The 15,044-nt window shown below is 71.9% G+C and carries 14 protein-coding genes; 2 read left to right on the top strand and 12 right to left on the bottom strand.

Going from position 1 to position 15,044, the window contains the following annotated elements:
* Positions 1-168 precede the first annotated feature (168 nt).
* Positions 169-939 (top strand): GNAT family N-acetyltransferase, encoded by a 771-nt coding sequence (locus OV207_RS35675; RefSeq protein WP_267559582.1) that lies wholly within the window; start codon positions 169-171, stop codon positions 937-939.
* Between the two features lie 4 nt (positions 940-943).
* Here OV207_RS35675 and OV207_RS35670 read toward each other — a convergent pair whose 3' ends face one another.
* The 11 genes from OV207_RS35670 to OV207_RS35620 form a co-directional block, all read right to left on the bottom strand.
* Positions 944-1,762, bottom strand: coding sequence for a helix-turn-helix domain-containing protein (locus OV207_RS35670; RefSeq protein ID WP_267559581.1), 819 nt, complete (start codon positions 1,760-1,762; stop codon positions 944-946).
* 4 nt (positions 1,763-1,766) lie between these two features.
* Positions 1,767-3,935, bottom strand: a complete 2,169-nt coding sequence (locus OV207_RS35665) for a cation:proton antiporter (RefSeq protein WP_267559580.1) — start codon at positions 3,933-3,935, stop codon at positions 1,767-1,769.
* Between the two features lie 117 nt (positions 3,936-4,052).
* A complete protein-coding gene (locus OV207_RS35660) occupies positions 4,053-4,421 on the bottom strand; it encodes a response regulator (RefSeq protein ID WP_193349894.1) in 369 nt (122 codons plus the stop codon).
* Positions 4,418-6,049 carry a hybrid sensor histidine kinase/response regulator gene (locus tag OV207_RS35655; protein WP_267559579.1) on the bottom strand — a complete coding sequence of 544 codons (1,632 nt, stop codon included), beginning with the start codon at positions 6,047-6,049 and terminating at the stop codon, positions 4,418-4,420. The genes OV207_RS35660 and OV207_RS35655 overlap by 4 nt, the downstream gene beginning before the upstream one ends.
* A 326-nt stretch (positions 6,050-6,375) precedes the next feature.
* Positions 6,376-7,005 (bottom strand): TIGR02265 family protein, encoded by a 630-nt coding sequence (locus OV207_RS35650; protein WP_193349896.1) that lies wholly within the window; start codon positions 7,003-7,005, stop codon positions 6,376-6,378.
* 260 nt (positions 7,006-7,265) lie between these two features.
* Entirely contained in the window at positions 7,266-8,426 is a 1,161-nt protein-coding gene (locus OV207_RS35645) for a pyridoxal-phosphate-dependent aminotransferase family protein (RefSeq protein ID WP_267559578.1), read from the bottom strand.
* Positions 8,427-8,614: 188 nt separating this feature from the next.
* Complete coding sequence (locus OV207_RS35640) at positions 8,615-9,511, bottom strand: zinc metalloprotease (protein WP_267559577.1); 897 nt, start codon at positions 9,509-9,511, stop codon at positions 8,615-8,617.
* Positions 9,512-9,749: 238 nt separating this feature from the next.
* On the bottom strand, positions 9,750-10,946 hold the full coding sequence (locus OV207_RS35635) for an MlaD family protein (RefSeq protein ID WP_267559576.1): 1,197 nt from the start codon (positions 10,944-10,946) through the stop codon (positions 9,750-9,752).
* Positions 10,943-11,773: an ABC transporter ATP-binding protein gene (locus tag OV207_RS35630; protein ID WP_193349899.1), complete on the bottom strand. Its 831-nt coding sequence runs from the start codon at positions 11,771-11,773 to the stop codon at positions 10,943-10,945. The genes OV207_RS35635 and OV207_RS35630 overlap by 4 nt, the downstream gene beginning before the upstream one ends.
* A 13-nt stretch (positions 11,774-11,786) precedes the next feature.
* The gene (locus OV207_RS35625) at positions 11,787-12,599 is read right to left on the bottom strand and encodes an MlaE family ABC transporter permease (protein ID WP_267559575.1); all 813 of its coding nucleotides are present in this window, start codon (positions 12,597-12,599) and stop codon (positions 11,787-11,789) included.
* A complete protein-coding gene (locus OV207_RS35620; protein WP_267559574.1) occupies positions 12,596-13,102 on the bottom strand; it encodes a hypothetical protein in 507 nt (168 codons plus the stop codon). The genes OV207_RS35625 and OV207_RS35620 overlap by 4 nt, the downstream gene beginning before the upstream one ends.
* Before the next feature lie 348 nt (positions 13,103-13,450).
* On the opposite strand from OV207_RS35620, the gene OV207_RS35615 reads away from it, so the two are divergent.
* On the top strand, positions 13,451-13,834 hold the full coding sequence (locus tag OV207_RS35615) for a hypothetical protein (RefSeq protein ID WP_267559572.1): 384 nt from the start codon (positions 13,451-13,453) through the stop codon (positions 13,832-13,834).
* Here OV207_RS35615 and recF read toward each other — a convergent pair.
* Complete coding sequence (gene recF, locus OV207_RS35610) at positions 13,831-14,958, bottom strand: DNA replication/repair protein RecF (RefSeq protein ID WP_193349903.1); 1,128 nt, start codon at positions 14,956-14,958, stop codon at positions 13,831-13,833. The two genes, OV207_RS35615 and recF, sit on opposite strands and share 4 nt — an antisense overlap.
* Positions 14,959-15,044 lie beyond the last annotated feature (86 nt).

Raw genomic sequence — 15,044 nt, 5'->3', positions numbered from 1 at the left:
CGCACCCAGGAAGAGGGCAATCCGGGTAGGGCGGGGATCAAAGGGAAAGAAGCGCTGGCTCATGGCGGACGTGGGGTTGGAACCTAATCCCCGGGCGCACGGTGTGCGCGTCCTTTCCTCCACGGCTGTTCTTTGGCGGTCGCCCCCGTGTCTAGGCTCGCCGCCCGCATGACGGATGCCGAACTCACTTCGCGACTGCACACCAACCTCATCGCCTTCAAGCGCCTCCAGGCGGAGCGCGGCTCACTGCGCCACCTGAGCCTCCCCGGGGTGGAGGCGTTCGCCCTGCCGGCCTACCAGGACGCGCACTTCCAGCAGGTGCTCTTCACCCACGCGGACGCGCTGGCCCGGGCGCTGCCCGCCGTCCGGGACTTCTACCGGGGCCTGGGCCTGTCGCGCTGGCGCGTCACCCTGACGCCCTGGCAGCGGGACGCGAAGGCCGTGCTGGCCGAGCAGGGCTACCGGTTCGACTTCACCATCCCCGCGATGGGCGCCTGGCTGAAGGACCTGCCGGACGCGGCGCCCGGGGTGCCGGTGGAGTCCATGGGGGACCTGACGGACCTGGTGGAGCTCAACGTGAGCGCCTACGGCCCCGAGTGGCGGGACATCCTGGCCACCTGGCGGCGCCCTCCCCCGCCGTCGGTGCACACGGTGGTGGCGCGCGACGCGGGCCGCCCCCTGTCCTGCGGGCTGGCGGTGGACGTGGCGGACACCGCGGGCGTGTACCTGGTGGCCACCCACCCGGAGGCCCGGGGCCTGGGCATGGCCACGGCGGTGATGCGCGGGCTCATCGCCGGGGCGCGGGCGCGCGGGTGCACCGCGACGGTGCTCCAGTCCACCGCCGCGGGCCTGCGCATCTACCGGCACCTGGGCTTCCGGGACCTGGGCGAGTGGGAGCACTGGGTGCCGCCACCGGGCCAGGGCCGCGCTCCGGGGTGAGGCTTCAGCGCAGCGCTTCCAGCTCCTCCAGCGTCTCCAGCACCTGCCGGGCGTCCTCGGCGCCCTGGAGCCGGTCCGCCAGCCCCCGGCCCGCGAGCCGGGCCACGTGCGCCAGCCGCATCAGCCGGGCGCGCCCCCGGTGTCCGTCCACCAGCGCCACCACCAGCCGCAGGGGCTGGCCGTCCGGCGCGTCCGTCTTCAGCGGCCGGGCCAGCGTCACCAGCGCCGCCACCGGGGCCGCGCCTGACACGAAGGCGTGCGGCACCGCCACGCCGCTGCCCACCTGGGAGGGCGTCTCCCCCTCGCGCTGGCGCAGCCCCTGCGCCAGCGCCGCCGCGTCCAGGCCGGGCAGCGCGGAGGCCAGCCGCCCCGCCGCCACGTCGAGCGCGTCCTCGTAGTCCCCGCAGCTCAGCTGCACCACCACGCGCTCCGGGTTCAGGAGCAGCCCCAGGGCGGGGACGGGCTCGTCGCCGCGCGCTTCGCGCAAGGGGAACTCCGCGTCCAGGAAGGCCCGCACGCGCGCCAGCTGCGCGCCGGTGAGCTTGCGCCGCGCGATGTCCAGCAGCAGCGTCCCCGCCGCGGGCACGTCCTCCAGGTAGCCCGCGACGTAGGGGCTCACCCGGTTGGCCACGTCCATCAGCAGCGCCGGGGGCACGTCCAGCTCCCGAGCGATGGCGGTCAGCCGCTCCTGCGTGGGCGGCGCGTCCACGCCGTGCTCCACGCGGCTCAGGTACGCGCTGGAGACGCCAATGCGCCGCGCCAGGTCGCGCAGCGACAGCCCCGCGTCCACCCGCAACAGCCGCAGCGTGGCCCCCAGGTGCATGGCGTCAGCTCCTCGTCCCGGCCGCCTGCGCGCCGCCCGGCGTGGCGTCCCCACCCGGGGCCAGGCCTTCGCCCTGGACCCGCACGGGGGCCCCTTCCGGGTGGCGGACGAGCAGCAGTGAGGCGGGCGCGTCCCGCACGATGCGCTCGCGCTGCACGCCGAAGAGCCGGTCCTCCAGGCCCCACTCGGCGCCCAGGCCCACCACCACCAGGTCGTAGCCCGCCCGCACCTCCTCCAGCGCCGCCTCCTCCGGCGACGCGTGGCGCACCACCTTGAGCTTCACCGCCGCGCCCTCGTCCGCGGGGAACAGCTCCTCCACCTGCGCCCGGCCCGACCCCGGCCCCTCCGGTGACGTCACGTGCAGCACCGTCACCTCCGCGCCGGCCTGCTTGAACAGCCGCCGCGCCAGCCCCAGCGCCGCGCGGTCGTGCCGGCTGCCCACGAAGGGCACCAGCACCCGCCGCACCTGCGACAGGCCCCGGTCCACCAGCACCGCCACCGTGCCGGTGGACTCCTGCATCACCTCATGCACCGTGCCGCCCAGCACCGTCTGGCTGAAGAGCGGCTTGTGCCAGCCCAGCAGCACCAGGTCCGCGCGCTTGGCCTGCGCCGTGCGGCAGATGTCCCGCGCCGGCTCCGACGACACGAACGACAGCGTGCGCACCGTCAGGCCCAGCTTCTCCGCCCGGCCCATGAGCGGCGTCAGCGCGCTGCCCGACGCGCCCGTCGCATCCAGGGCCTCCTCCGCGCGCGCCTTGAGCGCCCGGTCCGGCGACAGCAGGTGCAGCGCGTACAGGTTCGCCTCGTTGCGCTCGCCCGACAGCGCGCGCGACAGCACCGCCATGCCCGGCCCCGCCTGCCCGTGGGACACGCACAGCAGCACCGTGTACGCGGACGGGGCCAGCGCCGCGCCCGGCGTCTCGCGCGAGAGCTGGTCGCGCGCCTGCTGCTCCGGCGGATACATCCACTTGAGCAGCGGCGACGTCATGAACGTGGTCACCAGCGCCATGATGACCATCATGGTGAAGAGCGTGGGGGAGATGACGCCCAGGTCCAGGCCCAGGTTGAGCACGATGAGCTCCATCAGCCCGCGCGTGTTCATCAGGACGCCAATGGCCCCCGCCTCGCGCCACCGCAGCCCCGTGAGGCGGGCGGCCACCGCGCTGCCACCGAACTTGCCCAGGCACGCCAGCAGGATGATGACCCCGCACGTCACCCAGGACTCCACGGTGTCCAGCAGGCCAATCTGCGTGCGCAGGCCGCTGAAGGCGAAGAACACGGGCAGCAGCAGCACCACCGTCACGTCCTCCAGCTTCTCCGCCAGCGCCGAGGCCAGCCCCCCCTCCTTGGGAATCACCGCGCCGAACAGGAACGCGCCGAAGAGGGCGTGGATGCCAATGCGCTCCGTGGCCCACGCGGACGCCAGCAGCAGCAGCAGCGTGCCCGCCACCACGTTCTGCGTCAGGCCCTCGCGGCTGGCCACGCGCGCCCCCAGCCGGGCCAGGAACGGCCGCACCAGCAGCAACATGAAGCCGATGTAGAGCACCGCGAACAGCGTGGTCAGCCCCGCCTCCGCCAGGCTGGTCGCGCGCACCAGCGACACCACGAACGCCAGCAGGCACCACGCCGTCACGTCGTCCACCGCCGCGCACGCGATGGCGATGGCGCCCAGCTTCGACTGCATCAGCCCGCGCTCGGTGAGGATGCGCGCCAGCACCGGGAAGGCCGTGATGCTCATGGACACGCCCATGAACAGCACGAACGACGAGAACGGCACCGACGGGTCCGACAGCGACTTGTACAGCCACAGCGCCCCCGCCACCGCGCCCAGCGCGAAGGGGACGACGATGCTCGAGTGGCTGATGGCCACCGACGTGTGCCCCCGCCCCTTGAGCATCCGGGGGTCCAGCTCCAGGCCGATGAGGAACATGAAGAGCACCAGCCCCACCTCGGCCAGCATCTTCAGGAACGGCATCGACTCCGCGGGGAACAGCCACTGCAGCGCCCCCGGCGAAATCAGCCCCAGCAGCGACGGCCCCAGCGCGATGCCCGCCACCACCTCCGCGATGACCAGGGGCTGGCCAATCCACCGCGCCCCACGCCCTATCAGCCGCGACAGGCCGATGATGACGATGAGCTGCACCAGGAGCTGGGCGAGCATGTGGGTGTTCATGGGATGGGCCTCGCGAAACGGGTGTTAAGGAGGCACTTACCAGTCCGTCGCGCGCAGCGTCAACGCACGCGCGGGACGCCTGCCCGTTGGCGAGCAGACGTCAGGCCCCGGGGACCCTCAGGAAACCTTGTTGGACGCCACCGCGCGCAGGAGGGTCTCCACGTCCACGGGCTTGCGCAGGTAGCCGCAGGCGCCCATCTCCTCGGCCACCTGGGCGGCGTTCGCGGAGGCGGAGAAGACGAGCACCGGGATGTCGCGCCACGCCTCCACCTGGCGCATCTGACGACCGAACGTCGCGCCGTCCATCACGGGCATCATCATGTCCAGCAGCACCAGCGCGGGGAGGCTCTGCTCCTTGCGCAGCACCTCCAGCGCTTGCAAGCCGTTGCCCGCTCCCAGCACGGTGTAGCCCGCGTCGCGCAGGACCTCCTCCAGCGCCTCCCGCAGGTCCGTGTCGTCGTCCACCACCAACAGCGGCCGGCTCAATCTCGCGTCTCCTTCTCCAGCGGCAACTCCAACGTGAACCGGGCGCCCTCCGCCTGGCCGGGCTCCGCCCAGGCCCTGCCGCCGTGCGCTTCCGCCGCGCGGCGCGTGAGGTACAGGCCCAGGCCCAGGCCTCCATACGAGTGCGAGCTGACGGCCCGCCCGAAGCGCTCGAAGATACGCTCGACCTGGTCCACGGGCACGCCGATTCCACGGTCCCGCACCTGGATCCGCGCGAAGCCCCCCGCGCGCCCCACGTCCACCTCCACCGGCCGCCCCGGACCGAACTTGAGCGCGTTGGAGATCAACGCCGCCACCGCCTGGTCCACCCGGAGCCGGTCCCACGTCCCCCACAGGCCCTGGCGCGCGGACTGGCGCAGTTCGCACCCCGCCGCTCGCGCCTCCGCCTGGTAGCGCTCCAGCACCTCCGCCACCAGCTCCTCCAGGTCGAAGCGCTCCGGCATCAGCGACAGCTCCCCGCTGGACAGCTGCGACACGTCCAGCAGCCCCTCCACCAGCGTGCCCAGCCGGCGCACCTGCCGCACGCTGCGCTCCAGCCGCGTCACCACCTCCGGCTCCAGGTGGTGCGACTCCGAGCGCTGCAGGAGCGTGCCCAGCTGGAGCCGCAGGGTGGTGAGGGGCGTGCGCAGCTCGTGCGCGGCCACGGTGAGGAACTCGTCGCGCAGCCGCACCGCTTCGCGCGCCTCCTGGAACAGCCGCGCGTTCTCCATCGCGAGCCCCGCGCGCCGCGCCAGCTCCTGGGCCAGCGCCAGGTCCACCGGCCCCAGCGTGCGCTCACCCAGCGTGCCCAGCGACAGCACGCCCAGCGCGCCCTCGCGGCCGGGCAGGGGCGCGTTCACCACCGAGCGCAGGCCCAGCGCCTCCACCCCGCGCAGGTACGCCGCCGCGTCCGCGACGGGGGCGTGGGGGCGCTGGCGCACGTCCGGCACCAGCTCCGGCAGGCCCGTGCGCAGCACGCTCACGGGCCCCCCGGCGGCCTGGGGATCCAACGGGTGGCGCTGGTTCAGCTGCATCGCCAGCGTGCGCCGGGCCGGGTCCGGGTGCGCCAGCGCCGCCATCCGCAGCCCGCCCCGCTCCAGGTCCTGCACGAAGAAGGCGCTCCAGTCCGCCACCTTCGGCACCAGCAGCTGGACCAGTTGATCCAACCGCGCCTCCTGCTCCAGCGACGCGGTGAGCATCTCGCTGGCGCGGGCGAGGATCTCCCGGTCCACCTCCGCGCGCGCGCGCTCGCGCCGCACGCGCGTCTCCTCCAGTTCGCGCGCCACCGCAGGGCCCAGCCGCGCCAGCCGGTCCTTGGAGAAGCAGTCGCGCGCCCCCGCCTTCATCAGCGTGACGGCCTGCTCCTCGCTGAGCAGGCTGGACAGGACGATGAGCGGCACGTCCCGCCCCACCTCCTGGAGCACCGCCAGCACGTCCAGCGCGCTGAAGCGCGGCAGCCGGTAGTCGCACAGCACCAGGTCCCACGCGTCGGAGGCCAGCGCCTCGCGCAGCGACTCCAGCGACTCCACGCGGCGGGTCGTGGGCTGGTAGCCCGCCTGCACCAGCTCCGCCGTCACCAGCGCCGCGTCGTTGGCGCTGTCCTCCACCAGCAACAGCCGGAAGGGCGTCATGCCCGGGCCCCGGCCGTCACCGCCACCCGGGGCGGTCCCACTCCAGGCGCTGTCTGGACACGGCCGGGCACGCGGAGCCGTGCGCTCCACCCGGGGGCCCACCGCCGTGCCGGCCGGGAGCCTGGTGCTGCATCCATTCGCGTGACTCCTCCCGGGTGTGGCCGGAAAACCGCCTTCTTCCGGCAACGGGCCTTTCGCACGCATGCTAGTGGCCCTCCCCGTCACCCCATCGGGAGAAATGGTGGACGCTCCCCCCCGACCGCTGGCTGGTGAACGTCCCGCCTCCGGAGTCCCCGTTTCCCCGTCCCAAACGGGACGGGCCGGGACTACCAGGAAACGTCGTATTCGGTGTCGAGCAGGGACACCTGACGCCCGTGCACGCGCACGTCCTGGGCGCCCACCGCCTCCAGCGCGCCCAGCAGGACGCCCTCGTGGTAGGGCGCGGGCATGAAGTCCCGGCGCATCACGAAGCGCGCGCTCCGGTCCCCGGTCCACAGCACGGTGCGCTCGCCGTAGCTCACCGCCGCGCTGTAGCCGTCCGCCAGGTGCTGCAGGAGCATGCGGGGATCACGCCGCGCCGCCTGCATCAGCTCCCGGCCGAACATGGAGGCCAGGAAGTCCACCGTGGCCTGCGTCCCGATGTAGTGCAGCGACTGCGCCCAGGTGCCCAGCTGCGGGCGCAAGAGCCGCGTCGCCTGGGACGTCATCGCCAGGAAGCGCGTCACCGGGTACAGCTCCGCGGGGTTCAGCTCGCGCAGGCCCGCCGCCTCCAGGCACCGGGCACCCGCGGCCTCCCCCTGGAGGAAGCCCACCACCCCCACCACGCCCTGGAAGAACATCCCCCGGGCGCCGTCCGCGGGGGTGGCCGCCCGGCATCGCTCCGCCAGCTGCCACTCCGCGCCCTCATCCACCCCACCCGCCACCCCTGTTGAACCCTCGAACGGTCCAAGCTGCATACCGACCTCCCATCCTCTGCTGGCGCCAGGAACGGGCCCCCCCCGACTTCAAGGTCCCTCCCCCGGCGCTGCCCTTCCCCCTCACTGGTGCCGGGGCCCACGCCCCGCCCACACCGTGCAGCCCAATCACACATTTCTACCGCACCGGCAAGAAATCCCAGTAAGCCCGGAAGTACCGGATATTATCCAGTAGCTTACATGAATCTAATGGGAGGACCGATGAGTTTTCTCGCCGCGCGAGAAAATGGGAGGATGGGCGTTCAGGCGGAGAGGCTGGCCTGGGCGGCGGCGACGCCCGTCCCGGCGGCGCTGGCGCGGTGGCCACCCGCGTGGAGGGCGCGCTCGATGGCGCCCACCGTGGAGAGGACGTCCGCGGCGGTGACGCGGTTCATGTGGCCCACGCGGAAGTAGCGCGTCTTCAGCTCCGGGTGGAGCCCCCCGGCGATGGCCACGCCCTGGGCCTTCACGCGGCCGACGAGCGAGGCGTCCACGCCCTCCGGGTAGTACAGCGCGCTCAGGGTGTTGGCGGCCACGGCGTCCGACGTGGGCAGCAGGCGCAGGCCCAGCGCGCTCCAGGCGGCGCGGAAGGCGCGGGCCATGCGGCGGTGGCGCTCGAAGCGGGCCTCCATCCCCTCCGCGAGGATGTGCCCCAGGCTCACGTCCAGCGCGCAGACGAGCGACGTGGGCGGGGTGGCGAAGTAGGAGGGCTTGCCGGCCTCGTACGCCTCCATCACCGGCAGCCACTCCGCCCAGTCCGCGTACACGCTGGCCACCGGCGCCTTGCGCTTGCGCCACGCGTCCAGCGCGCGCGGGCTCACCGTCAGCAGCGCCAGGCCCGGCGGCACGCCCACCGCCTTCTGGCTGGCGGTGAGGTACACGTCCGCGCCCCACGCGTCCTGCTGGAAGGACTCGCCGGCGGTGGCGCACACGCCGTCCACCACGCTGAGCACGCCGTGGTGGCGCGCGACCTTCAGCAGCTCCTCCACGGGGGCCAGCACCGCGGTGGACGTGTCCACGTGGGTGACGGTCATCAGCTTGAAGCCGCCCTTTCGCAGCTCCGCCTCCACCTGCGCCGCGTCCGGGGCGCCGCCCGGGGGCGCGCGCACGTGCGTCACCTGCGCGCCGTGGCGCTCCAGGATGTGGGCCATGCGGTCGCTGAAGTAGCCGGTGTTCACCACCAGCGCGCGGTCCCCCGGCTCCACGAGGTTGGCCACCGCCAGCTCCATGGCCAGGGTGCCGCTGCCGGAGACGACGAAGGGCTGCGCGGACGGCGCGAGCGACACCTCCCGCAGGCGCTTCAGGGCCCGGCCGAAGGTGGCGATGAAGCCCGCGTCCAGGTGCCCGAGCACCGGCGCGGACAGCGCCTGCAACACCTCCGCGTCCACATCCACCGGCCCGGGAATCATCAACAGGTCTCTCACGGCGCCACGCTCCTTGGGCGCCCGCCGGGCCTTCCGGAGGGCGGTCCCCCACTGTGGACAACCCGGGCACGGCTTGTCCACGTTCGCGAGGAGCGGGCGCGGGCCCCCGCAACGGACGACACCGGAGCCCCCCATGTGGACTGGGGAGACTCCGGCGCCGGGGACGACGGGTGCTGGGAGGCGGCTGACTAGCGGTACGTCGCGGTCAGGCTGTCCGCGCGGGCCACCTGGCCGGCGCTGAACTGGTTCATGCAGCTGTCGTCGGTGTAGTCCATGAAGTTCAGGATGGGGTCCAGACCGCCGCCGGCGCAGGAGTCACGGCCCGTGGGGCAGCCGTACGCGGGCGAGGCCTCCGGAGGCGTGTCGCTGACGGAGTCGCCCGGGTTGTTACAGCCGCCCTGGAACGTGTGGTACAGGCCCACCCAGTGGCCGACTTCGTGCGTGGCCGTGTCGCCCTCGTTGTAGGGGACCGCCGTGCCGCCGGGGAGGCTGGAGTAGAGCAGCACCACGCCGTCCATCGACGGCTGGCTGGTGTAGCTGGAGGGGAAGGTCGCCCAGCCCAGCAGGCCGCCCTTGAGGTTGGCCGTGTAGACGTTCAGCGCCCCCGCGCCGCCCTTGCGCAGCGCGGCCTTCATCTTCTTCTCCGCGGACGTGCCCGAACCCAGCGCGAACCAGGTGCTGTTCGTCGTGCGGTCCGTGCCCGCCAGCGTGAACTTGAACGGGGTGTTGGAGTACGCCGCGTTCAGCACGTTCATCTGCGCGGTGATCTGCGAGTCCGGGATGTCGCCGTTGGCGATGCCCGTGCCCTTGCGGATGACGTGGAAGTAGACAGGGACGTTCACCGAGCCCACCGCGCGCTTCGCCATCACGCGGTTCGCGAGCGCGGCTTCGATTTCCAGCTTCTCGTCAGCGGACGGCTCGATGGTGGCGCAGCCGCGGTGCGGGAGCGCCTCCTGCGTCGTGGCCGTCTCCTCCGCCGGCATCTCCTCCGGCGCCGGGGCGCTGCTGCTGCAACCCGCCAGGGACATCAGCGTGCCAAGGACCACCGCGACACGGCTACCGCGCTGCGTGACGTTGCGAAGCATTTTCCCAACTCCTCGGAAAAGTGGGGAGGTGGAAATACATGTTTCAAACGTGTGAAGTCAACAGGGGCTGGAAAATTGAAATCCTGGCAAATCCTGAGGTGGACCCACGGCCTGTGTTTCAGCGAAACACCTCATGTGTGTGTTTCGCCCGGGTGTCTTGAAACACCCGGACACCCACGGTCGCGGACGCCGGTGGTGGCGCTTCGCATGAGACCGCGGGGCCCCTTGCGCCCGGCGCTCAGGGCGCGGGGGTGGGCGCGGGCGCGGCGGGCGCGGCGGTGGTGTCCGAGGGCGTCAGGGGCGTGGGCACCGACTGGGGCTTTCCCACCTGCTCCAGGGCTTCGCCGTTGCTGACGGAGAAGCGCACCAGCGCGCGGAGGATGCGGTTGCGCTTCACGTTGCCCAGCACCTCGCGCAGGTCGTCGTAGACGGTGGGGTCGGAGACGAGCGCGCCCAGGGTTCCGTCGCCCTTGGCCACGGTGGCGGTGATCTGCTTGATGTCCGCGGCGGCGCTGCCCAGGTCGGCGAACATGCCCTTCGCGTCGCCGTAGACCAGCTGGTGCACGGCGCCGTTGGGGCTCTTCTTCGCGTCCTCGATGAGGCCTCCCAGTTGGCCCGCGGCCTCGCCCAGCTCCTTGAGGGCCACCGCGCCGTCCTGGCCATAGATGAGCGCGTGCGCGGTGCCGTCACCCCGGCGGACCTCGCCCAGGATGGCCTCCACGTGGGCCAGCGCGCCGTCCATGCGCCGGGCCGCCCCGGACGCGCTGGCGAGCAGGGTGTTCACCTCCTGGCCCGTGCGCTTGTCGTAGATGAGCGCGTGCAGCGCGCCATCCCCCTTCTCAATCTCCTGCATGATGGCGCTCAGCGAGGCGACGCTCCGGGCCAGGTCGCGCGACAGCTCCGGGTTGGCGTAGACCTTGATGGCGTCCTTGAGCGACGCGCTGATGGCGACGGAGTTCTCCATCACCTGGCTGGCGCTGCTCATGAGCTTGGACAGGTCCCCGCCGCTGCTGGACTTGACGATGCCGCCGGGCTCCACGGGCGGCTGGTCCGCGCTGCCCAGGGAGATGTCCACCGCCTTGTCGCCCAGGACGCCCATGCTGGTGAGCTTCGCGACGGAGTCCGCGCGGATGCGCTCCGTGTAGGCGCTGGCGACCTGGAACTGCACCTCCAGGCGGCTGTCCTTCAAGTCCTGGGAGAAGGCCACGCCGTTGACCCGGCCCACCTTCAGGCCGCCAATCCACACGGGGGACTGGTCGCTCAGGCCGTCCACGCTGTCGAAATAGGCGCGGAAGACGACCTGGCGCTGGAAGAGGTTCGACTCGCGGCCGATGAAGAAGACGACGACGCCGGCCACGGCGAGGCCGAGGGCGACGAAGGCGCCCGCGCGCACGGCCAGGCGCTTTTCCTTCGAGGTCGAGGTGAAGAGACTCATGGTGTTCTTTCGGGGTTCAGCTCCAGGCGGCGTGCGTCCAGGAAGGCCCGCACCTCCGGCACCGTGGAGCGGCGCATCTCTTCGGGGGTGCCCACCTGGACGATCTTGCGGTTGGCCAGCATGGCCATCCGGTCCGCCAGCACGAAGGCGCTCACCATGTCGTGCGTGACGACGATGGACGTGGCGCCCAGGCGCTGTTTCATCGACTCAATCAATTCGTTGATGGTCTGCGTGGTGACGGGGTCCAGGCCCGTCGTCGGCTCGTCCCAGAGGATGACCTCCGGGTCCGTGGCGATGGCGCGCGCCAGGCCCACGCGCTTGCGCATGCCGCCGGACAGGTCCGACGGCATCAGCCGCTCCGTGTTCGGCAGGTCCACCAGCTCCAGCTTCTCCGCCACGCGCTTGCGGATCTCCTCGCGGGACATCGTGGGGAAGTGCTCGCGCAGCGGATAGGCCACGTTCTCCGCGACGGAGAGCGAGTCGAACAGGGCCGCGCCCTGGAACACCATGGCCACGTGCTTGCGCACCGCCAGGAACTGCTCCTCGGAGAACTTCGCGACGTCGTAGCCTTCGAAGAGGATGCGGCCGCCGTCCGGATGCAGGAGGCCGATGAGGCACTTGAGCAGCACGCTCTTGCCCACGCCGGAGCCGCCCAGGACGACCAGGGTCTCCCCGGCGCGCACGTCCAGGTCCACGCCGTCGTAGATGCGCTTGGCGCCGAACTGCTTCACGAGCCCCTCGTAGCGGATGAGCTCCTCGCCCGGCGTGGGCTTGCGGAACTCGAACGGGGCGGGCGGGTCGACGTGGTGGGAGCGGGCCTTGCGCATGGTCCGGGGCGCTTCAGAAGTAGAGCGTGATCTTCGTGATGAAGAAGTCCGCGAGGCACACGGACACGGAGGTGATGGCCACGGTCTGCGTGGTGGCGCGGCCCACGCCTTCGGTGCCGCCCTCCACCGCGAGCCCCTTGAAACAACCGACCAGCCCGATGACGAGCCCGAACACCGCGCCCTTGATGACGCCGGAGACGAAGTCCCCCATCATCACGGCGTCCAGCGCGCCCTGGAAGAACTGGTCCAGGGAGATGCCGTACTGCGAGCGCACCACCAGCGCCCCGCCGACCAGGCCCACCACGTCCGAGAACACGGTGAGCACCGGCATGACGATGAGGCACGCGAACACGCGCGGCACCACGAGCTTGCGCAAGGGGTCCGCGCCGAGCGCGCGGATGGCGTCCACCTGCTCCGTCACGGTCATGGAGCCCAGCTCCGCGGCGATGCCGGAGCCGATGCGCGCGCCCACGGTGAGGGCGGTGAGCACGGGGGCCAGCTCGCGGAACAGCGTGAGGATGACGACGCGGCCCACGGTGTACTGCACGCCGAAGCGGGCGAGGAAGTAGCCGAACTGGAGGGAGATGACGAGCCCGGCGAACGTCGCGGTGAGCAGCGCGATGGGCAGCGAGCGCACGCCCAGGGACTCGGTGTGGAAGACGAGGCCGGCCCAGTCATAGGGCGGGCGCACGGCGCGGCTGAACACCTGGCCGGTCATCACGGACAGGGCGCCCAGCGACTCCATGCGCTCGCGGAGGCGCTCCTTGAGGGTGGGGCGCGCGGGGTGCTGGGCCGCCGCGGTGGCGGCCTGGGCTTCGGCCCTCATCGCAGGCGCTCCGCGTGGAAGCCGGAGACGAGGCCTTCGAAGTCGGCCATGCGCGCGTCGGCGTGGCCCACGGGGGACACGTAGCTGAAGTCGAAGACGCAGTTGTCCTTCTTGAGGACGACCAGCTCCAGCGACACGGGGACGCCGTCGAGCTTCGCGACGTAGCGGCTGCGGAGGGCCTCGCGGCCGTCCAGGGTGAAGGTGCGCTGGCCCAGGTCCTGGCGCTCGGTGAAGCCCATGAGCAGGTGCTTCGTGAGGACGTTGAGGGCCGGGTCGTCGTGGTCCTTGCAGGTGGCGTTGGTGGCGATGACGCGGCCGGTGTCACCGCGCTCCACGAAGGCCAGGTCGTTGTCGTCGAACGAGGCGCGCTGCCAGACGTCGTTGGACAGGGGGCCGACGCGGTACTTCACGTCCTTCTTCTGGAGCACCGAGTCCTCGAACGTCGTGCGGTGGCACCCCGCGAGCAGGGCAGACATCCCGAGCGTCAGCAGCATCCGCGACATGGCACCATTTCATGCGTCCCGAGGGCTCCCGGTGGGACGGCGCCCGTCATGGTGCAGGGCTGGAACGTCCGCAAGAACTTCGTCGGAGCAAACGTCGACTACAACGCTCGCGCCGACAGCGGGCGCCCGGCGCCCCGGAAGGACTCCAGGCGGGGGCGCGCGGAAGGTGGGAGCACGAAGCAGACACGCGGGGTGTGGCTGCGTATTCCGGAGGCGCGGAGGGTGACGCTCTCCCGCCGTGTCCCCGGTCGGACGCGGCGGTGACGCGCGCCAGAGGAGTGTCCGGGGACGGGGCCAGGACGCATGTTCAGCCGGGAGTCCCCAGGGGATTCTCACGAGGAGGATTCGATGGACGGCGGACTGGCGGTATTTGGATTCGGGCTGTTCCTGTTATCGATTGCCAACCTGTTCGCGCGCACGTCGTACTGGTTGGCGTGGCCGCTGCTGGTGGTGTCGATGGTGGCCATGGGCATGGCCTTCAGCGAGTCCAAGAAGCGCGACACCTTGCCCCTGGGCGTGGCCGTGGTGCTGGGCGTGCTGGGCATCATCGCGCTGGTGGTGGGCACGCCGTGGTGGCTGACGCTGGCGGTGTTCCTGTTCACGGCGGCGTTCGGGCTGCTGTGGGCGGAGTTCCGCTACGAGTACTTCGGGAACGTCACGCGGGAGCAGGTCCCCCATCAGGCGAAGCGCGGGCCCATCCACTGGCCCTGGAACCGGCGGCACGTGCGCTAGGGAGCGGGCGTGTCTGTGTTCACCTGGCCTGCGTGGACGGTGAGCCAGAGGGAGTCACTGGCGGCGGCGGCCCGGACGAGCCCCGCGTCGGTGGTGGTGAGGAAGACCTGCGCGCCGCTCTGGGCCAGGTAGCCCATGAGGTAGGCATTGCGCTCCGGGTCCAGCTCGCTGGAGACGTCATCCAGCAGGAGCAGGGGGAGGAAGCCCATGGCGGCCTCCAGGTTCTCGATTTCAGCGATCTTCCAGCCGAGCACCAGGGCGCGCTGCTGGCCCTGGCTGGCATAGGCGCGGGCGCTGCGACCGCCGAGCGTCACGGACACGTCGTCCACATGCGGGCCCACGGAGGTGAAGCCGCGGTCCAGGTCCCGGCGCAGGCGGGCGGCCAGGGCTTCGCGCAGGGCGGTCGCGAGGGCGGCCTCGTCGGCCTGGGCGAAGTCGGTGCCGATATGGGCGGGGTGGTAGCCGTAGACGGCGGGGTCGGCCGTGCGGCCGATGGAGGCGAAGGTCGCCTGGGCGCGAGGCGCCAGCTCCGCCATCAGCGAGCGGCGGCGGGCGTAGAGGCGGGCACCGGCGCGGGCGAGCGTTTCGTCGTAGGCGTCCAGGTACGCGGCGTCGACGGTGGCGCCGTCGCGGAGCAGGCGGTTGCGGTTCTTGAGGGCGCGGGCGTACTCGCGGCTCTCCCGGAGGAAGGCGGGGTAGCGGTTGAACACGGCGCGGTCGAGGAAGGCGCGGCGTGAGTCGGGGCCGCCCTTGATGACCTCCAGGTCGTCGGGGGTGAAGGCGACGACGGAGACCCCGCCGAAGTAGTCCTCCAGGCTGGAGGCCTTCTTGCCGTCCACGAGGGCCTGGCGGGTGCCGCCGCCGACCTCGACGGAGATTTCGCGCTCGGCGCCCTTGAGGAGGAAGCGGCCGGTGACGCGGGCGGCCTGGGAGCCCCAGCGGACGAGCTCGGAGAGCCGGCCGGCGCGCAGGGGCTTGAGGGTGGCGAGGAAGTAGAGCGCCTCCAGGAGGTTGGTCTTCCCCTGCCCGTTCTGCCCCACGGCGATGGTCGCGTGAATGCTGGGCGCGAGCTGCACCAACGGGAGGTTGCGGAAGTCCTGGACCTGGAGTGAGAGGAGGCGCACAGCGTCACCGGGGAGGGGCCCTTCGTACTACAGATGCGGCGGCCGGCCAGCGCCGTGATGCGGTGTGCCCCGCTGGCTGGTGGGCG

Source organism: Corallococcus sp. BB11-1 (genome assembly GCF_026626625.1).
GTDB lineage: Bacteria > Myxococcota > Myxococcia > Myxococcales > Myxococcaceae > Corallococcus > Corallococcus soli.
The sequence above is the reverse complement of the archived record's forward strand: the minus strand, read 5'-3'. Positions and strand labels throughout refer to the sequence as shown.